Source organism: Flectobacillus longus (assembly GCF_030056705.1).
GTDB lineage: Bacteria > Bacteroidota > Bacteroidia > Cytophagales > Spirosomataceae > Flectobacillus > Flectobacillus longus.
The window spans coordinates 67,108-88,246 of record NZ_JASHIC010000032.1 but is presented as its reverse complement, the minus strand read 5'-3'; the positions used below and the strand labels follow the sequence as shown (position 1 = coordinate 88,246).

Below are 21,139 nucleotides of genomic sequence, written 5' to 3'. Positions count from 1 at the left end.
TTTAACCGAATATCAATTTTATGAAAAAACTACTTTTTCTCTTGTGCTTTTTTACGATAAAACTCTCAGCACAAACTATTAAGCAGGATTCTGTCTACCTTTTTTCTTATTGTTCCTTAAAAAATGATGGCAAAATTGGCTTACAACTTGCGTGGAGCACTGACAAAAATACATGGAACGCCATTGGAAGCGATTTTGGTGTATTGGGTTCTGATTATGGTACTTGGGGTGCTCAAAAAAGAATGTTAAGCCCATTTTTATGGCTCGGTGCGGACGGACTGTGGCATTGTGTTTTTTCGGTAAATGAAAAGGATAATGCCTTGGCACATGCTAGTTCGGTCGACCTAATTGCTTGGGGACGTCAGAGTTATCCAGTGTTTACGGGAAGTGAAAACTGCTTGCTACCAGAGTTTACTTACGATACCAAAACGAAGCAATATCTCATTTCTTGGTTGAGTAAAAAAGGAGACAAAACAGAAATTTTTACTACAACAACCAAAGATTTTAGAAGCTATGGAAAAGAACAAAAAGCGTCTTTGTCGGCTCGTTTAAATCTTAGAACCGAAGTTAAATTAGGGGAAAAAACCGAAACTGGTTTGGTGTATAAAATTTCTTCAGCAGTTGTCAATAAGCTTTTGAAGCATTTGGATACTGAGAAAGATAGACAAAAATTGTATCGTGAAAACTTATATGAAGATACTGTAAAGCTAGCGAATTTAAAGCCACTATCAGCTCAAGTAAATGTTGATTTTCAGAAAAGAAAACCGATTAGTTCAACCTTGATGGGTATCTTTTTTGAGGACTTGAATTATGCAGCCGACGGTGGTCTCTATGCCGAATTGATTCAGAATAGAGATTTTGAATATAAACTTTCCGAAAAAGGAGGTAAAGATAAAACTTGGACGGCAATGAAAGCTTGGCATACAACGGGTCAAGCCAAACTGACTATAGACTCTATACGTCCAATTCATTATAACAATGCTCACTTTGCCGTATTGACTACCACTCAAAAAGGCGATGCTTTAGTAGCAGAAGGTTATGAAGGGATTGCATTGAAGGCTGGAGAAGGTTATTATTTCTCTTTATTTGCCAAAAATATCAATGGAAAAAACAGCAAACTTTCGATTCAGTTGAAGGATGCTTCGGGTAAAGTTTTCGTTGAAGGTGCTGTAAATGTGAAGGGAAATGCTTGGCAGAGGTATGAAATTAATTTATTGGTCAAGGAGTCAACCGCGAATGCTGAGTTATCGATTGTTCCAGAAACCGCTGGGCAATATGCCTTAGATATGATTTCGCTTTTTCCGAAGAATACCTTCAAAGGTCGTCGCAATGGACTTAGAGCGGATATCGCACAGGCACTTGCCGACCTTCATCCACGTTTTGTAAGATTCCCTGGAGGCTGTGTGGCGCACGGCAACGGATTGGATAATATTTACAAATGGAAAAATACGATTGGAAAGTTAGAAGAGCGAAAGCCAATGTTTAACCTTTGGGGCTACCACCAAAGTATGGGTATTGGTTATGGCGAATATTTTGATTTCTGTGAGGACATTGGAGCATTACCTTTACCAGTGATTGCGGCAGGTGTTTGTTGCCAAAACTCAAGTGTGGGTGGTGCTGGTCAGCAAGGTGGTATCCCGATGGAACAAATGGATAGCTATATCCAAGATATTTTGGACTTAATTGAATGGGCAAATGGCGACTTGACTACCAAATGGGGAAAAGTGCGTGCCATGAATGGTCATATCAAGCCATATAACTTGAAATACATTGGCATTGGAAACGAAGATTTGATAACAGATTTGTTTGAAGAACGCTTCAGAATGATTTTTAAAGCCATCAAAGCAAAATATCCAGAAATCGTAGTAATCGGAACCGTTGGACCATGGTCGGAGGGGACTGATTATGTAGAAGGTTGGAAACTAGCGAATGAAATCAATATTCCGATGGTCGATGAGCATTATTATCAATCGCCAGGCTGGTTTATCAATAACCAAGATTATTACGATAACTATGACCGTAGTAAATCTAAAGTTTACTTGGGCGAATATGCAGCACATATCGGTGGAAGAGCCAATAATTTGCATACTTCCTTGGTTGAGGCACTTCATTTAAATAGTCTTGAGCGCAATGGCGATGTGGTAAGTATGTCGTCGTATGCACCGTTATTGGCAAAAGAAGGACATACCCAATGGAAACCCGACTTGATTTTCTTTAATAATACTGAAGTAAAAACTACGGTAGATTATGAAGTTCAAAAGCTATATGGCGTTCATGCTGGAGAAAGCTATATTGCGAGTCAGTTGGAGTTGTCGGATAATGATTCCTATCTCAAAAAACGAATTTCCGTTTCGGTGGTAGAAGACAGGAAAACCAAAGATTTGATTATTAAATTAGTCAATGTATTACCAACTTCGGTCGATACTAAATTGAACTTGAAGGAGTTTGATTTTCTTCCAGAAGCGCTTAAAATTACACTAGCAGGTAAATTGAAAGATACCAAAGTGATGCCTGTAGAAAGTAAACAGTCTGTTGCTCAAAGTTTTTCAACCAATCTTCCTGCACACTCTTTGACAGTAATTCGTTTGAAGAGAAAAAAGTAAATAATTGAAGATTTAGAAAGATGTAATCGTGCAGAATAAGATTTAAGTTATGTGTTTAGGCAACAGGCACAAGGCAAAGAGTGTTAAAATATTTTTTAATAACCACAGCCATGCTTTTTTCCAAAGCCCACCGCCGAAAGCTGTTACCTGAAAGCCCCAAGCATAATCTTAAATTTTATTTTGCACGATTACTTAGAGATGCAATGCTTTGCGTCTTAAGCCGAGTCATATCTAGCATGGGAGTATCAAAATGCGGTCGGAAAATATTTTCTGACCGCTTTTTTGATAAAAACTTGGAGAATAATCCCAATCCTAAAATTCGGGATGACTCATGTTTTATGATAGGTAATTTATACTATTTGAGCTACATAAGGTGTTTTTTAGTGCTTTCTTACCATAAAATAAAAATATCAAATAAGTATTTGATTAATAGATGTTTATGTGATACTTGCGGATGTTATAACTAAACTCTACAAGTAATGAAAGCGACAAGCATACCGGATCATGAAAGAACGTTTGCCTTAAATGGTATAGACAGTTCTGGAAAAAAGTTTAATTTTCAAGATTTGAACCTTCAAATTGGTAATACAAACCAGAGCATTGACTTCAAAGTTTGCAATTTGGAAGGTAGTGTTGGGGATTTTTACTACAGAGAAGAGACGAATAAAAGAAAAATTGTTCTCCATTACACTATGGGGTATCTCAAAGGCGATATCGCAACTCTTACGGGTGCAGACCATGTGTCTGTCCCCTTTGTGGTAGCAAGAAATGGAACAATCTATAATTTATTTCCATCAAAATATTGGAGTTATCATTTAGGTCCTGGAGCTTCTGGAGGTAATACCCAAATGAGTAAAGAGAGTATTGGTATCGAAATATCAAATATTGGTCCATTAGTTTTAAATGGAAATAATTTAACCTCGGTCTACAGTAACTCTGATATTTATTGTAGTTTGAATGAAAAGCAATTTTATGTTGCTCAAAATCCAAGTGTTAAAAAATATGGATACTACGCTAGTTTTACAAATGCCCAATATATTTCAGTTATTAAGTTGGTGAAGTTTTTAATCGCAAGATACAATATTCCTGAGGTTGTAGTCAATGACCCTGCTGGACTAATGAATGATAATGATTTTGCTACCTTTAGTGGAATTGTAACTCATACAAACTGTCGTAAAGATAAAACAGATATCGGTCCCGCATTCGATTGGCAAAGATTTGAAGATGGATTAACGAATTTTTAGAAAAAATCACTTGTCTGTTGTGCTGTTTAGTGAATCAAAAAGAAAATTGTCGTATTTAGGATAGTAGAAGAGATTTAAGTATTTTGCCAAAAATCAACATTCACATACTATGAAAAAATCGACGATAACCTATTGCTTAATACTGACTGGCTTATTTGTAAGTTGTTCAAACTTTAAAGATAAAACAGAAGTAAGTAACGAGGATTCTCTGAAAGCTGCCAAACTAGCTCCTAAACCAGTTTATGATGGTATTTATCGTGTTGAAGGCGACTCGGTGGTGATTCCTAGCTTCGAAATTGAGGTAGAATTGAGTCCCAAAGCCGAAGCTAAAATCGAAAAAGATAAAGAAAGTATAATCGTATCTGCGTCTTTTTCAGGTATTCCTACCGACCCAAATTCTCCGAATATGCAAGAGTGGGCAGAAGGTGGAATTGCTGGAAAAGAAATAGAGCTCATGGGTCAGCGAGTGGCTAGATTTGAAAATATTAAGGTGAAAAGAAGTATCTTGGATTCTATTATAGGAAAGGACTTAGAGTTGCTAATCAATGTTTACACGGGTCGTAGAACAAACCCCGATAACTTGTTAGATTGCGGTATTCTTTCTGAAAAAATGGCTAAGGTTCAAAACAAGAAATTCGTACTGAAGGCTAAATTAATTTACGGAGAAGAAGTGAAATAAATCTAATAAAGAGAAGTTTAGTTTTATTCACTTGAGGAAGCTTTTTAAAGTAGTTTTTTCTGACTTTTTTGATATTATATTTTAAAATGTCTCCTCTTTAGATGCAAAGATTGTGTCTCTACGGGTAAAATTCATATTAAAATAATCAATTATACGCTCAATCATTAAATTGCTAAATTAGGTTTATTCTCTAAGTTTTCATCAAAAAAGCGGTCGGAAAATATTTTCCGACCGCTTTTTTTGATAAAACTATGCTAGATATAAGTTGGCTTAAGACGCAATCATTGCGTCTCTACTGCCAGAATACAAATTTTAAATTAATCACTCATTCATTCAATCGCTAAATCACTAAATTAGGAATGACTCATGTTTTTATGTCATACCCTTCGAGCAATCAAGAAACACTTCATTAATCTAATACTTATTTTCTTTTACGATGCAATAGAAATGCTTTTTGAATAATAATTTACATATCGGAATAATTTTTGCTACTAAATCCTGACCATCAAGTTTCATTCTTAACAATGCAAAAGGTACCTGCAACTATCTGATAGGTCAAACAGTTGAGGTAGTCCATTTTGCGTTTTAAGAGAATCCTGATAAAACAAAACTATACAGGAGGTATTCAATACTCCGAATCCTTGGAGGTGTGTTAATGAATGCTGTGTTAGATTCCGAGAAAAGCTAGTGAATAATCACAGGATTTTGACAAATCACTATTATAGTATTATGTGGTGCAAATGTCGCCTCTTGATTGAACAATTAATATACCTGAATACAGGTATTTTTGCAGATAACCCCACTAATAATTATTATTTGAATGAATCATGAATCCAATCAGATTGATATATTTCCTACCTCAAGTGAGTATTCTGTTGTTAGTTGCTATATGCAGAGCACTAGGATTTGGAGGAGACTCTACGTCTGTGATTCAATTAGGCTCAACATTTCGTTATCAAGTGATTAATCAAAAAACCTATGTAGCTCAAACATACAGTTCTATCGATACCAATCATATTTTCGATGCCCGGCAATTTCAATTTATAAAAAATCAACAAAAAGAAATCATTGAGTTAGGCAAAGCATATTTGAACAAAAATGCTTTGATGTATTTTGAAGTAGTGAATCACTCGACAGAAAACTTGGACATTGTTCTTGAAGCTTCACATACTCGCTTAGACCAATTGGAATGCTATCTGATTAAAAATAACAAGCCAATTTTATTAGAAAAACTTCAAAGAAATACACCTCTATATCTTCGAAAAAATCCTTATCTGTATTTTTCCTTTCCTTTAGAAATCGCTCCAACTGATACAGTTAAAGTCCTTTTGCATTCGGTTCGTAATTATGGATTACACATGACCAATTTGGAACTGTATCGCAAGCCAGCTTTTTTTCAACATGCGATAATTCAGAATTTAAAGTCGATTTTTCAGTTGATTTATTGCTTTATTTTTACAGTAGTACTCTTGTTATTAGGTTTTTACTTTTCAGAAAAACTAATGATTTACGCGGGTGTAATGATTGGTGCTGCAAATGCCAATATGTGTACTATGAGTTACTTTTACGACTTATTTCCATTTCCAAGTTTCTTGAATATTAATGCCTGTAACATCGGGTCATTTTGGATTTTAGGCCTCAATGTCCTTTTCCACCCATTTACTTACGAAGTCGTTCAAACGATTCCTATCAATCTTAAGCGCTATACAATTGGAGCCAAAGTACTTGTGGTTCTCAATATGGCTGTGATGGCATTACACTTTCTGCCGTCTAGTTATTTTACACTTTTTGTTATCACCAACAGTCTGTTTCCACTCACGCTGATTAATACTTTGTGGGCGATATTCCATGCTGCGTTGCTGTTTGTAAAAGGAAAGCGGATTGATTATCTAGTGGCTTGTTTGTTAGGAGTTTTACCTACAATGCTCAAAAGTGTCACTAATTATTTTCTCGAAAGTCAAGAAAATTTGATTCTTAATAGCGATTACTTTACGCCTTTTGTCGTTGTTATTTTGATTTCGTACATATCATTTGAACAGTTTAGAAAAAATCTAATTTTTAGAAAAATCCATGAATCCAAAATGGATTTGTTGAAGGATGATATGGAAAGTATCCGAAAAAATGAAGTCGAAAATATTGGTCGACAACTACATGACCAAGTAGGAAATACGCTTGCAGCAGCTTTGGGGTATCTGAACAAAAAAAATACTGATGTCCTTACAAGTAAAAAAATCTTGGAGGAAGCTATCAACGACATCCGTTTTATGAGTCATAATCTGGTAAAAGATGATAGCCAATCTCTGATTACCAAATTAGAACGAGTGATAGAGCAGTACGACGAATTTTCGAATATAACATTTCATTTTCATGATTTTACTGAAGGGAAAGTTAACCAAATAGAGCATTTAACACAGCAAAATATATATATGATTCTGAAAGAATGTTTGATGAATATTGTCAAACATTCCAAGGCGCAAGAGGCATTCTTGCAGATTTTTGAACAAGAAAAGGGTTTTCGATTTATGATTGAAGACGATGGTGTTGGCTTTGATGTAAACCAAGAAGGAAAAGGAATAGGCTTGCTCAATATGAGAAAACGTGCATTTATTTCCAACCTAAAAGTAAATATCGAGTCCAACCCCGCTGGTACTACAATTATTATCGAAACGATGTAGCGAAATGAAAACAAAGGTTGTATTAGTGGATGACCACTCGTTGTTTAACGACGGACTGAGTCTTATCCTAAAAGAGTCGGGATATTATGAAATTATAGCGCAAATTTATGATAGCAGGAATGCCTATTCACAATGCAATGTGCTATTGCCCGAACTCATTTTAGTAGATTATAATATGCCATTTTTGGATGGATTAGCATTGGTAAAACAATTACGAACGTTGGTTCACCAATCCAAAATCGTGGTAATTAGTATGTACGCCGACAAAAGAGAAATAGAAGCTTTTAAAGAATATGAAATTGATGGTTATTTGTCAAAAACAACTCCTTCGACCAAAATTATTGAAGCACTTCAAAAAATCATGAGTGGGGAAAAAGTTTTTCAAATCAAGCAAGAACCTAAATCAAACTTCGATAAAGATTTCTTTTCTTTGAAAAAATTACTTACTAAAAGAGAAGTTGAAATTCTGAAATCCTTGAAAAAAGGCTATACCTCCGAACAAGTTGCACAGGAGTTATGCTTAAGCTATTACACAGTAGAAACCCATCGGAAGAATATCAATCAAAAGTTAAAATTCAACTCCAAGAAAGATTTTTACGAGTTTTTGGACACTATTGAGTTAGAAAAATAGGAATTAATAGAATGAAAAATATGATTCACAAAAAAGTTAAAGTTGGGGTAATACAAGCAACACCATCACTATTTGACATAGAAAAATCAGTTGACCTAGTCATACATTGGATAAAAAAGGGTGCTGAACAAGGGTGTGAGTTATTGTTATTTCCAGAGTCATTTATTCCATGTTATCCTCGTGGTTTGAGTTATGATGCTTTGGTAGGTCGTCGAACTGACAAAAGCCGTGACCAGTGGTTACATTACTGGGAAAATAGCATAGAAGAAAACTCAGAATTTACCCAGAAAATAGGTAATGCAATCGCAGAGGCTAATCTTTTCGTAGGATTGGGCGTTACAGAGCGAGAAAATGTTGGAGGGTCTTTGCATTGTGCTTTATGGTATTTTGATAACAAAGGGAACCTAGTTGGCAAGCATAGAAAGTTAAAACCAACTGGATTAGAAAGATATATATGGGCAGAAAGCGATGGCAGTACATTGACAACCCTTCAAACCGATATTGGTAAAATAGGAGGGTTAATTTGTTGGGAAAACTATATGCCATTGGCAAGAATGGCAATGTACCAACAAGGAGTAGAGATATATCTAGCCCCAACTGCTGATTCCAGAGAATCGTGGCAGTCGACCATGCAACATATCGCACTCGAAGGGCGATGTTTTGTATTGGCAGCCAATCAATATGTCAAAAAATCAGATTATCCAGTCGAATACCAAGCAGATTTAATTAACGAACCTGAAGTCATGTGTGCGGGTGGTAGCGTAATCATTTCACCGATGGGAGAGGTGCTTGCTGGCCCAATTTGGCATCAGGAGGGACTCTTAGTAGCAGAACTAGATTTTTCGGTTTTGGCAAAAAGCAAATTAGATTTTGATGTAATCGGGCACTATTCCCGTCCAGATGTTTTTGAGTTTAAGGTAAATAAACAACCTGAGATAAGGAAAGTATAATAAGACGATTGGGTAAATTGTGCGATTCATAACAATATGCTTTAACCGACACTACTGAACAGTTAATTGAAAGAACCACTTTATCTTGGATAAAAGTTTGTAATAATTTAAAAATTTCTATTAAGATATAACGCTGGTTAACCAATGAAAAAAATATTTTTCTGGGCAAGTCTCCTAGGTTTGACTTATGTTCTACCAAGTAGTGCTCAGGTAACTTCAAAAGCTCAAAAACCTAACATTGTCCTCATTATTGCCGACGATTTGGGTTATGGCGACGTAGGATTTAACGGTCAACAGTTGATTAAAACGCCAAATTTGGATAAACTGGCTGCTTCTGGTATGAAGTTTAATCAGTTTTATGCGGGCACATCGGTATGTGCGCCATCACGTTCGGCATTGCTTTCGGGTTTACATACAGGACATACTTATATTCGAGGTAATAAAGGCGTTTTGCCAGAAGGACAAGAACCCATCGCCGATTCTGTTGTGACAATGGCCGAAGTCCTAAAAACGGCTGGTTATACCACTGCTGCTTATGGTAAGTGGGGCTTAGGGCCTGTTGGCTCTGTCGGTGACCCGAACAAACAAGGGTTTGATTATTTTTATGGATACAATTGCCAAACCTTGGCACATCGTTATTATCCCAATCATTTGTGGAACAATGGGCAAAAAGTAGTTTTGGAAGCGAATGAAAATTTAGTGCAAAATAAGATTTATGCGCCAGATTTGATTCAGGAAAAAGCCATTGGTTTTATCAAGGAACAATCTTCAAAAAAGCCTTTCTTTTTGTTTTTACCCTATATTTTACCTCATGCTGAGCTAATCGCTCCTGAAGATAGTTTGTTACAATACTACAAAAATAAGTTTCAAGAAAAACCTTACAAGGGACAAGATTATGGCCCTAATGCCACTGGTGGTGGATACGCCTCTCAACAATACCCACGTGCGGCTTTCGCAGCGATGGTAGCAAGATTGGATTTGTATGTCGGACAAGTAGTAGCTCAGCTCAAAGCGCAAGGTTTAGACAAAAATACCTTAATTATTTTCTCTAGCGACAACGGTCCACACATAGAAGGGGGTGCTGATCCTAAGTTTTTTAAGAGTAGTGGACCATACAAAGGCGTAAAAAGAGATTTGTATGAAGGAGGTATTCGTGAGCCTTTTGTGGCTTCTTGGAAAGGAGTGATAAAACCAAATTCGGTGAGTAACCATATCGGTGCATTCTGGGATTTATTGCCCACTTTTGCTGATTTAGCTGGAGCCAAAACTAGAAAAGGCATTGATGGTCGTTCATTTGCCAATGTATTGACAGGTAAAGGAAAGGCTCCACAGCATGATTTTTTATATTGGGAGTTTCATGAACAAGGAGGTAAACAGGCGGTAAGACAAGGAAAATGGAAAGCTATTAGATTTAATGTAATTGAAAATCCAAATGCCCCTGTAGAACTTTACGACCTTGAAAACGACCCAGAGGAAGCCCACAACTTAGCACAACAATTTCCAGAAAAGGCACAAGAATTAGGTGAACTCATGACCCAATCTCATACACGTTCTGCTTTGTTTCCGTTGGGAAATCAGTAGGGCGTCAGGGTACAGGGGAGAGGGGTTGTTGAAAAGGGAACAGGTACAAGTGTGTAGGGAACAGGCATAAAGGCAAAGAGGCACAAAGTGTTGAGGAAAGATCAGAGGGAATGTAAACAAGTCACGTTCCCTCTGCCACTTTTCTGAAACAATCACTCTGTGCCTTTGTGCCTGTTGCCTTTGTCACTCCTCCTAATACTTACACTTAGAATTATCCGCTTTGATGAAATAGGACTTGTAGTTTTTGGCTTTTTTGTCCATACAACCTTTTAAATCAAGTAGTTCGATGTTTTTAAAGTCAATCGCATGACTTTCGGCCTGCATAGCTATATAACCTTCTTTTAATAGCATACCATCTTTCTTAATCCAAGCTTCTGCCGATTTTGGGTCAATTCCTGCTTTTTCCCAGTTATAATCAGCGCTCACAAATCCACCGCCAATATGTGGTTTCTCGTAAGTCAATACAGTATCGCCTTCAATAACATGATGAACGATTGAATCACCTAATACGATAGCTTCTACTTTGACCCATTGATCTCCATGATAAGTTTTCGAATCTGAATCTGTGCAATGGTCAGTTACGATTTTGTTCTGCATATATACCTCTGTACCTGGGGTACAAAGATTTCCCGTATGACGAGTGGTATTTCCACCTAGACCTCCTAATAACTGTAGTTCTAAAGAAACTGGAAAGCTTTGATTTTGAGTTAAACTTTTGGCTGATTGAGAATGTAACATGATGCCGCTATTGCGTACATTCCAAGACGCACCGCCTTTGAGTTGGTCGCCTTGAAAACGATATTCAAAACGAATTACATAATAAGAGTATGGTTTTTTATAATATATGTGTCCAAATTTATCATTAAAAGACTCATACTGATCGTACATTACCCTCATCATCCCATCTTCTACTCTAAAGGTGTTTTTGTAGTTAGCATTTAGGTTTTCTCCTGCAATTTTAATATCCCAACCATCTAGGTTTTTTCCATTAAAAAGCCGAATCCAATCTTTTTCATTGGCGTTTTTATAGCTTTTGTTTTGTGCAAAAGCACCTAAGGTGATTAGTAGGAGAGAAGCAATAAAATAGAGTTGTCTTTTCATTTGGGGAATGTTTAGTAGGTAAAATTAAGTCGCTTATTACAGTAGATTAAGTCGATTCATTATCAAATATACTCTTTATGTTAAATCTAAATAGATAAAATAAGCTAAGTAATCGTGCAGAATTAAATTTAAGAAATTGATGAGATAAAATATTAGTAATCATAAAATTACACTCAAAACTCATCACTCACAATTCAGCACTCATACTTAGAAGACTTTTTTTGCTAATTGTATATTTGTTATTTGAAGTCTCTCTCTATCAAAAGTTATAGTGAAATTGTATTCTAGATATGAAGCTGTTTAAACTTTTCAAAAATCATATTTTATTGATTAATTCTTCGTCTTACTTTTTAACTAGGCGTTCCCAACTAGGCGTTCCCAACTAGGCGTTCCCAACTAGGCGTTCCCGCCTTGATACAAAAAGTAACCGCAGCGGGGGTCGCAAAAAATTCAAGAATTATAATCGGAGTGGCGTACCACCTCGCTTCGCTCAAACAGTATAAATTCATTGCTTACGCAAGCAATTTTACGAAAGATTAAACAGCTTCATAAATAATCGTGCAAAATAAGCTTGAATAAACGAGAATTATCTTGTATTCCTTTGTAGAAGCTCCGTAGGAGCGACAGTTTGGTAGCAATAATTTTTGAGAAAAACATTTTTTGAGCGCCGTAGGTGCGACAGAAAGCTAAAATCTTGAATTCTTTCGCACCTAAGGTACTATTTTAATAGGTCAGGAAATAGGTTCATGACTACCAAACTGTCGCTCCTACAGAGCTGATGAAAAGGCTGGTTTCTTAAAATCCTACTAAACCTCTAGGCTTTAATATTTGCAAATTTCTAAACGGAGCAACTTCGTAGTTTTGAGTATATGATAAATGATGATGTAGAACAAAAAACATGAGTCATCCCGAATTTTGTTGTGCGAAGTAGCACCATAGCATGTTTTGGATGGCAGTTCTCAATCGATAAATCGGTGTCAAAGCATTTTGGCACCGATTTCCTGTTCTATGGGCATATTGCTTGATGATTATCTTGATAATAGATGGCCAATTCCTGATGAGTTTCATCAAGAAGTCGTAAATAAGTGTGACAATGGCTAATAATTTAAGGGTATTCTCGAAGAACCATAACCTAGGTGATTCAATAGCTAGCTCAGTTTTGGCGAATCTAAACGCCTGTCGCTTCGGCGATCCGATCTATATTCCATCGATGCATGTAGCTATGACATATTTCCCAAGCTTCCTTAGCTGATTCTACAGGCAATGAGGTTAATAAATAGAGTGGTGACTGATAGTTTTTGGTATCTCTCACTATCACTAAAGATAAGTTAATGTCTTCAAAACTAGGGTGTTGTACTTGAGCCCAAGCAATAGAAATACTCTTAAGAATCTTTCTCTGAGAATCGAGCGCAATTTTTTTACTTCTGGCTTTAAAAGAGCGCGCTAGAAGATGGGTTTGCTTTTTACCTTTAGTTGAGTGGATAAGTAAATGATTCTTCTTCCATCGAACTAGGAAATCTTGTTCGAAGTTCGTAAACCACTCGATGGTCCACTCATTTGCATAACCACGATCAAGCACATGCAGGATGCCTTTTCCTACTTGTTTTTGTAGTTTTTCTAGCATCCGAAAAATAATGTTTCGACCATATTCTTTGTATTTACCTCTGGTAGTCCACCAACTCATTTGGCATACACTTACAGACTCACCCAAAGCTGAGAGCAACGTACTTGTCCAATGATAACCAGGAACACAAATACGTTTATTCGGGGGAGAATAGTAGCCTTTTTTTATCCTCGTTAGTCGTTTTGCTTTTGAGCTTTCTACACTACAAAGTCCCTCTAAAAACCAAGATTCAGCCTTTTCTAGCCGACTATCATCCCAAAGCATTAGCGGGCGTTTTCCTTGTTTTACTAATGATTCAAGCCTTTTGCGAGTTTGATTAAAGAGAAAATTGTCAATAATGGTAGACGTCCACTTTTTGGAGCGTAACAGATTACTGATGCGCTTTGTCCCAGCGGGAGCATGTGCAAAGCCACAAATATACCCACCTAACTCGCTAAGAAATAAGCCCATAGAGTTGTGTCGATGCAATAAAATGGCAACTATTAAATCGTAAAAAGTACGAACTAAACGCTTATCCAGAACAGAATCTAAGGATAATTGGACATCTGAAAGATAAAGATCAAGTTTATGAAGAAGTAAATAAGAGAATCTTGACTTAATAGATTTTATATCATTATTTTGTAGAAATGCTTTATGCATAGAAACCTCCTGTTTGTTTGTGTTTGTCGTGATTCACAAAATAAACAAGGAGGTTTCGCTTTTAAAAGTTCTCCCGAAAAATTCGGGATGACTCATGTTGGCTTCAGTTTTAAAACAGTTTAAAAAAGAAGTCCAAGACAAAGTCTTGAACTAGGAATCAAAGTTGACTGTTCAGAGGGGATTTTTTTAATTACTTTACCACTTTGCGCCTCTGCCACTTTGTGCCTTATTACGCTTTTCTCACAAATTCAGACTTAAGTCCCATTGCACCAAAGCCATCGATTTTACAGTCAATATTATGGTCGCCGTCGGTTAGACGAATATTTTTTACTTTTGTGCCTGCTTTAATTGGTTTTGGAGCACCTTTTACAGGAAGATCTTTAATGACAACTACAGTATCTCCATCTTGTAACTCATTGCCATTTGAATCCAAAACTTTGGTAGCAGTATTTACCTCATCGGTTTCAACTTCTTCTGGATTCCATTCGTAAAAGCACTCTGGGCAAACTAACAGATTATCGCTAGGATATGTGTATTCACATTTACATTTTGGACATGGTGAAAATTCTGACATGATAATGTTTTTAAGTTATAAATTAATTGATTTGTCAAAGATGGTATCGTAGTGGAAGATACCTGCATCTTAATAGGGCGCAAAGGTACGAATTTCGGTTGGGAATTGAATAAAATGTATTTCCCTAAACTAAAACTGGAGATATACTATGCTATTGCCTTGTAGATAGGAGACTTTTAAATACCTTTTTACCCCTCATATATTACCAAATTACCCCCTTTTACCTAAATTAGAGGATTGTACTTTTGCAGTATAGATTATTACTCATTTTATATTGCTATTTATCCAAAAATAGTCCCTGTTTTCAAGTCTAAACATTATGAGAAAAAAACTAACCCTTTTACTAACATTACTCCAAGGAAGCTTGCTGGCACAAAACCCTTGGGAGAACCCCTCATTGATTGATATTGGTAAAGAAAAAGCCCATACCGATTTTATCCTATATGCTGATAAATCTACAGCTTTGACCAAAAAGCCACAATCAAGCCCTTTCTATCAATCTTTAAATGGTACGTGGAAGTTTGTTTATGCCGACAGAATTTCTGATGCTCCAACAAATTATTTCGAAACCAACCTAGATGATAGCAAATGGAATGATTTACCAGTTCCATCAAATTGGGAGCGCAAAGGGTTTGGAACGGCTATCTACACCAATATTGTTTATCCTTTTCCTAAAAATCCCCCTTTCATCGGTGGCGATAATCCTGTGGGAACATATCGTAAATCATTTACTGTTCCTGAAAACTGGTCAGAAAGAGAAATCTTATTGCATTTTGGTTCAATTACAGGCTATGCTCGAGTGTATGTTAACGGCAAATTTGTAGGAATGACTAAAGTTTCGAAGTCTCCTGCGGAATTTAATATTAGTCAGTTTTTACAAAAAGGAAAAAATACCCTTGCTGTCCAAGTGTATCGCTGGCATGATGGAAGCTACCTAGAAGATCAAGATTTCTTTAGAATTTCAGGTATCGAACGCGATGTTTTTTTAACAGCTTTACCTAAAACCTCACTTTGGGATTTCTTTATCAAAGGCGATTTGGATGCCAAATACACCGACGGCTTGTTGAATGCAGACGTGTCTTTAAGAAAGTTTAAAGGAAGTAATATCGAAGCGGGTACAGTTAGTGTGGAGTTGTTGGATAAAACTGGCAAAACCGTATGGTCGCAACTTCAAAAAGTAGCAAAATCGACGGATACTTTACAAAATGTATCGTTTAAAACGACGATTAAAAATCCATTGAAATGGAGTGCTGAATATCCTAACCTTTACACTTGTGTAATCTCTGTAAACGATGCGCAAGGAAAATCATTGGGAACAACAAGCTATAAAGTGGGTTTTAGAAAAGTAGAAATTAAAAACGCACAGTTATTAATCAACGGCGTACCGACTTACGTACATGGTGTAAATCGTCATGAGCATGACCCTGTTGAAGGACACGTACCCAACCGTGAATTGATGTTGAGAGATATTCAATTGATGAAGCAATTTAATATCAATGCCGTACGTGCAAGTCACTATCCAAATGACCCTTATTGGTATGAATTATGCGATCAATATGGCTTGTACGTTGTAGACGAAGTAAACCTCGAGACGCATGGTATGGGTGCTGAGTGGCAAGGTAGCTGGGATAAGACAAAACACCCTGCATATCTTCCATTGTGGGCAAATGCACACAAAGACCGTACCGAGCGAATGTTCGAACGAGACAAGAACCATGCTTCTGTCATTATTTGGTCATTAGGGAATGAATGTGGCAATGGTTCTGTGTTTTATGAAACGTACAAATGGCTAAAATCAAAAGATAATACCCGTTTTGTACAATCAGAGCAGGCAGGTGAAAACGCCAATACTGACATTGTTTGTCCGATGTACCCTCGTATCGAAGACATGTTGAAATATGCGAATGACAACACCAAAACTCGTCCATATATCATGTGTGAGTATGCGCACGCCATGGGAAATAGTAGTGGGAATTTCCAACGTTATTGGGATATCATTCGTAGCTCAAAACACATGCAAGGTGGGTTTATTTGGGACTGGGTTGACCAAGGAATGTTGACTAAAACAGCAGATGGTCGTTCGTTCTATGCCTATGGTGGTGATTTGGGTGGCTATTATTTGCAAAACGATGAAAACTTCTGCGCTAATGGTGTTATTGCTTCAGACCGTACGCCACACCCTGGTTTGTTTGAAGTGAAAAAATCGTATCAAAGCATTATTTTCTCAGCAAAGAACCTCGAAACTGGTGAAATTAAGGTAGAAAACCTTTTTGATTTCACAAACCTAAACAATTATAGCTTCAAGTGGGTTTTAACTAAGGATGGTAAATCTGTAGCAGAAGGAAATTTTGAGGTAAACTTGGCACCAAAACAAAGCCAAGATATAAAAATAGAATTACCTGCCAAAAAGGATAGGGGTGAATTTACCCTTGAATTGTATGCTTACACAAAATCTGCAACTGAGTTAGTGCCAGCAGGTCATGAGATAGCACGTGAACAATTACGTTTTGACAATAGCTATTATTTCCAAGTAAATCGTCCAAGAACGGGAACTTTAGAAATTACAAAAACAAATAATCGCTTAACTTTTAAAGCAGAGAATGTAACTGGTACTTTCAATACACAATGGGGTAACTGGGAGAAATACAGTGCATTAGATGGTTCGACTTCAATCAATGGTTTACCTGAACCATTTTTCTGGCGCGCTCCAACAGATAATGATTTTGGTAACGAAATGCCTTATCGTTTAGGAATTTGGAGAAATGCTCACGCTAACAAATCAGTTTCAAAAGTAACCGTTGGTGAACAAAATGCAGAAGGTCTTAGTATTCAAGTGGATTACCAGTTGACTGGGATCAATGCTAATTATACCGTTGTTTACCAAATTTTAAATGATGGAGCGGTGAAAGTAACTGCAAGCTTAGATTTAGGCGACAGAAACCTTCCTGAAATGCCTCGTTTTGGTATGCGAATGAACTTGAAGCAAGATTATAAATTGTTGAATTACTATGGTCGTGGACCTTGGGAAAACTATCAAGATAGAAATTTAGCTTCTTTCTTAGGCGTGTATGCCGATACAGTGGCAAAAGCTGTGGAGTCAAATTATATTCGTCCACAAGAACATGGCTATCGTACTGATACGCGTTGGATTAAAATTGCCAATGAGCAAGGCAAAGGCTTAATGATTGAAGGAGTTCAACCGATTAGTTTTAGTTTGTTGCCATTCAAAACCGAAGATTTAGACCCAGGTTTGAGTAAAAAACAACAACATCCGACTGACATCAAGATTCGTGATGAGAATACTTTGCAGATAGACTTAAAGCAAAGAGGTGTTGGGGGAGATGATAGTTGGGGTGCTTTACCTCACAAAGAATATCGTTTGACAGACAAGAAATTTACTTATAGTTATATCCTTAGTTTGTTTTAGTAATTTGGATTAATATACAAAGAGGCTAGGAATGATGTTCCTAGCCTCTTTTTTTGTATCTTATTTCAACTGAACAATTCCCATTTTATCTTGATTTCTAGTAAAAATAAAACTTGGTTTATTCCGAATTAAAATAGCTTTCATATCTCGAATATCTCCTGTAAATAGCAAACCCGTTTGTTGTGATTTACTAGCTTGAAAATTACCTTTCCCATTTCCAAGCAATAATACGCCATGTGAGGCGTCCATTTTGCCAAGTTGAACTCGCCAAGGATGGAAGTTACCTGTCAACAAAATATCCTTTTTCCCATCTTTATTAAAATCACCAGTGCTAATACCCGAAACCCAAGAAGTTTGAGCAACATAAGGTAATGCTTGAGCTTTGAAAATACCTTTTCCTGTATTTTCAAAATAGGTCGTCGCTAGGGTGTAAACTGACTTTGTTTTAGCTTTGTCAAGTTGTTCTGAGGTAAACAAATCTGAAAGACCTGCTTGAGCATAATCATGATATTTCAAGAACTTCTTACGTATCCATGGCATTTGCATAGCCGTTTCATCGAGCGAAGCCATCGGGTAGCTTTTGCCTTGAATATAATAGCAAATCATGGGGTCAATGGTTTCGTTTTGGTCAAAGTCAGCATAAGTGATCGTTAGAGGCTCTTGTTCATTTGCTTTTAGCTGAGAGTTTAGCCCAGCATTTCCAGCAATCAAATCCATATCTCCATCGTTATCCATATCTGCCAACTGAATTTTGCTCCATATTCCATGACTTTTCTCTAGGTGATAGGCTTCAGTTTTATCAACTAATTTACCTTTTTGATTTTCTAGAATAGTAATAGGCATCAACTCTCCAGCCACGATTAGGTCAATCCAGCCATCTTGATTGATGTCATGCCACACGGAAGTGGTTACAATACCTAACGATGCCAAAGATTCCGACTGAACAGGTACAAATTTGACATTGATGCCTTTACTTTCATTTTTGAGTAAATAGCTTTGATCTGCTTCTGGATAGCGATTTGGGAGAGAACGTCCACCCACGAATAGGTCTATATCTCCATCTTTGTCAAAATCACCTGCCGAAACACAACTTCCATTGCTTTGAATATTGGGAAGTGCATTGGCACTCAAACTAAATGTCCCTTTTCCGTCATTGATAAATAAGACATCTTGTGAAGCTTCTGGTACTGCACCAAATGCAGCACTGCCTCGTGCGATAAACAAATCGAGGTCATGGTCACCATCGGCATCAAAAAACGTCATGCCCATATCTTGATAAACGGTTTGTTGTTGCCAAGGCTGAGACGATGCAGGTTTGAATGTACCATTGACTTGTTGTATAGACAAAACACCTCCTTTTTGACTATTACCACCTACAAAAACATCTTCTAAACCATCACCATTAACATCGGCAGTAGCGGTAAATGGACCCACTTTTGAAAGTTGATAAGGGAGAAGAGCCTGATGTTTGAAATCGACATACGGAATGGCTTTGTGTTCGAATGAAAGCTGAGATTGTTGCGTTATATCTTCAAAAAGCGAAGCTGTTTGAGGGTATTGATATAAGCCATCCTTCGCAGAGTTTTCTGTCGCCTGCAAAGTTTGATTAGCTGGTAGGCTTGATAAAATACTCTTTTTGCCTGAACTCCAATAGATTTCAACTGATTCAATTTGTGTATTTTGTCCTAGTCCAAAATGTAGGATGGGTTCTAAACTACTTTGGAATCCTTGAGCAGGATAGAGTTCCTGCATTTGGGTTTGGTCTTTGGTTTTAACAACAACCTTTGCTCCAATACCAGCAGTATTGGGTGCATTGCCTTTTAACTGAATTTTGAGATAATGTGATTGTTCAGGTGAATGTTGATTTTCATAAATTTGTGCCACCTGATTCGTGTTGTTGATAATCAAATCCAAATCTCCATCATTGTCCAAATCAGCATAAGCTGCTCCTGTACTAACGGTTGGTTCTTCTAAGCCCCATGATTTTGTAGCATCTTCAAACTGAGCAAACTGATTTTGACTGATATTCCTAAATACATAATTGCTCGTTTTGGTACTTGGCATTTGTTGAATCAATTGCCAAGTATTGAGTTGCTGACCTGAGTTTTGCGCTTTATTGATTTCTTCCTGATATGTATATTTCAAAAAATCCATATTGGTGAAATCTCGTAAAAAGCCGTTAGTTACAAGCAAATCTTTTCTACCATCATTGTCAAAATCACCCGCCAGCGGACTCCACGACCAGTCAGTATTGGAGATTCCTGCCATCTGTCCCACTTCGCTAAAAATAGGAATTCCTTTGTCGGATAAACCCTGATTGATTTGAAGCATATTACGTGTATTCTGGTGATAAAAACCACTGTCTACGAGCAATTGATAGGTATCATATTCGTCAGGACCTTTTAATAGCTTTTGACGATAATTGGATTCTGGAAGCATATCCAAACTTACAATGTCTGCTAGTTCATCGTTGTTGAAATCCACAATACCTGTCCCCATCGAGTTTTTGGAGATATGCCCCATACTCTGTTTGAGAACTTCCTTGAAAGTGCCATTTTGCTGATTGATGTACAAAAAATCTTGCTCGTTGTAGTCGTTGGCTACATACAAATCTGGCCAATTGTCTTGATTGAGGTCACCCACCGAAACGCTTAATCCAAAGTTTAGACCGCTTCCATGAACACCAGCTTCGACGCTTATTTCATGAAAATACCCCTCATCATTTCGGTATAATCGATTACCAAATTTAGGGTGACGAGTATTCCTTAATCTTTCAGTATTGAAAAAGGCGTTGTAAAACATATCTGCATGGTTGGCCATAAAACAGTCAAGGTCGCCATCTTTGTCCATATCAAAGAAAGCGACCTGAGTGGTGTAAGTTCCAGAGGCATCTAGCCCATATTTTTCGGCAGACTCAGTAAAGGTCGGTATGCCATTACTGAGTCCATTATTGATATAGAGCTCATTTTTTCGTTCTTCGTCGGTTCCAGGACCAGAATAACAAACATAAATATCAAGTTTCCCATCAGCGTTTATATCAATCATTGACACGCCAGTTTTCCATTTTTTTCTACCTTTTACGCCTGCTTTTTCAGTAATATCTTCAAAAGAAAAAGGACTATTTCCTTGTTTGCCTTTATTGAGATACAATTTATTCTCAACCATATTTCCCGAAAAATATACATCAGCCAGTCCATCGCCATTGATATCGCCGACGGCAACGCCTCCTCCGTTGTACATATATTGGTATTTGAGCAAGTTGAGCTCTTCATTTTCCTCAACAAGATTGTTGAAATTAACCCCAGATTCTTCGGCGCTGACTAATCGAAAAAGAGGACTGTTGGAGGAATTTTTACAGGAAAAAAGAAAAGGAAGAAAAAGAAGTGGTAAAAGTTTTTTCATGAAAACAAA

The 21,139-nt window shown here is 37.0% G+C and carries 12 protein-coding genes; 8 read left to right on the top strand and 4 right to left on the bottom strand.

From position 1 onward, the window contains the following. The first annotated feature begins 20 nt into the window (after positions 1-20). From QM491_RS21570 to QM491_RS21540, 7 genes are all read left to right on the top strand, one after another. A complete protein-coding gene (locus tag QM491_RS21570) occupies positions 21-2,603 on the top strand; it encodes an alpha-L-arabinofuranosidase family protein (RefSeq protein WP_283329604.1) in 2,583 nt (860 codons plus the stop codon). A 479-nt stretch (positions 2,604-3,082) separates the two neighbouring features. Continuing rightward, positions 3,083-3,847, top strand: coding sequence for an N-acetylmuramoyl-L-alanine amidase (locus QM491_RS21565; protein WP_283329603.1), 765 nt, complete (start codon positions 3,083-3,085; stop codon positions 3,845-3,847). Positions 3,848-3,956: 109 nt separating this feature from the next. Beyond that, positions 3,957-4,526, top strand: a complete 570-nt coding sequence (locus tag QM491_RS21560) for a hypothetical protein (protein ID WP_283329602.1) — start codon at positions 3,957-3,959, stop codon at positions 4,524-4,526. Positions 4,527-5,353: 827 nt separating this feature from the next. Further along, positions 5,354-7,201 (top strand): ATP-binding protein, encoded by a 1,848-nt coding sequence (locus tag QM491_RS21555; protein WP_283329601.1) that lies wholly within the window; start codon positions 5,354-5,356, stop codon positions 7,199-7,201. A 4-nt stretch (positions 7,202-7,205) separates the two neighbouring features. After that, a complete protein-coding gene (locus tag QM491_RS21550; protein ID WP_283329600.1) occupies positions 7,206-7,832 on the top strand; it encodes a response regulator in 627 nt (208 codons plus the stop codon). A 20-nt stretch (positions 7,833-7,852) separates the two neighbouring features. Then, the gene (locus QM491_RS21545; RefSeq protein WP_283329599.1) at positions 7,853-8,782 is read left to right on the top strand and encodes a carbon-nitrogen hydrolase family protein; all 930 of its coding nucleotides are present in this window, start codon (positions 7,853-7,855) and stop codon (positions 8,780-8,782) included. 144 nt (positions 8,783-8,926) lie between these two features. Then, positions 8,927-10,363, top strand: coding sequence for an arylsulfatase (locus tag QM491_RS21540; protein ID WP_283329598.1), 1,437 nt, complete (start codon positions 8,927-8,929; stop codon positions 10,361-10,363). Between the two features lie 192 nt (positions 10,364-10,555). Here the strand turns inward: QM491_RS21540 and QM491_RS21535 are convergent, their stop codons facing one another. From QM491_RS21535 to QM491_RS21525, 3 genes are all read right to left on the bottom strand, one after another. Next, positions 10,556-11,464 carry a 3-keto-disaccharide hydrolase gene (locus QM491_RS21535; protein ID WP_283329597.1) on the bottom strand — a complete coding sequence of 303 codons (909 nt, stop codon included), beginning with the start codon at positions 11,462-11,464 and terminating at the stop codon, positions 10,556-10,558. 1,168 nt (positions 11,465-12,632) lie between these two features. Then, a complete protein-coding gene (locus tag QM491_RS21530) occupies positions 12,633-13,538 on the bottom strand; it encodes a hypothetical protein (protein ID WP_283329596.1) in 906 nt (301 codons plus the stop codon). A gap of 418 nt (positions 13,539-13,956) precedes the next feature. Next, positions 13,957-14,301, bottom strand: coding sequence for a zinc ribbon domain-containing protein YjdM (locus QM491_RS21525; RefSeq protein WP_283329595.1), 345 nt, complete (start codon positions 14,299-14,301; stop codon positions 13,957-13,959). A gap of 319 nt (positions 14,302-14,620) precedes the next feature. Here QM491_RS21525 and lacZ point away from each other — a divergent pair, with 319 nt between their 5' ends. Beyond that, positions 14,621-17,728 carry a beta-galactosidase, LacZ type gene (gene lacZ, locus QM491_RS21520; RefSeq protein WP_283329594.1) on the top strand — a complete coding sequence of 1,036 codons (3,108 nt, stop codon included), beginning with the start codon at positions 14,621-14,623 and terminating at the stop codon, positions 17,726-17,728. A 60-nt stretch (positions 17,729-17,788) separates the two neighbouring features. Here lacZ and QM491_RS21515 read toward each other — a convergent pair whose 3' ends face one another. Beyond that, positions 17,789-21,130, bottom strand: coding sequence for a VCBS repeat-containing protein (locus QM491_RS21515; RefSeq protein WP_283329593.1), 3,342 nt, complete (start codon positions 21,128-21,130; stop codon positions 17,789-17,791). Positions 21,131-21,139 lie beyond the last annotated feature (9 nt).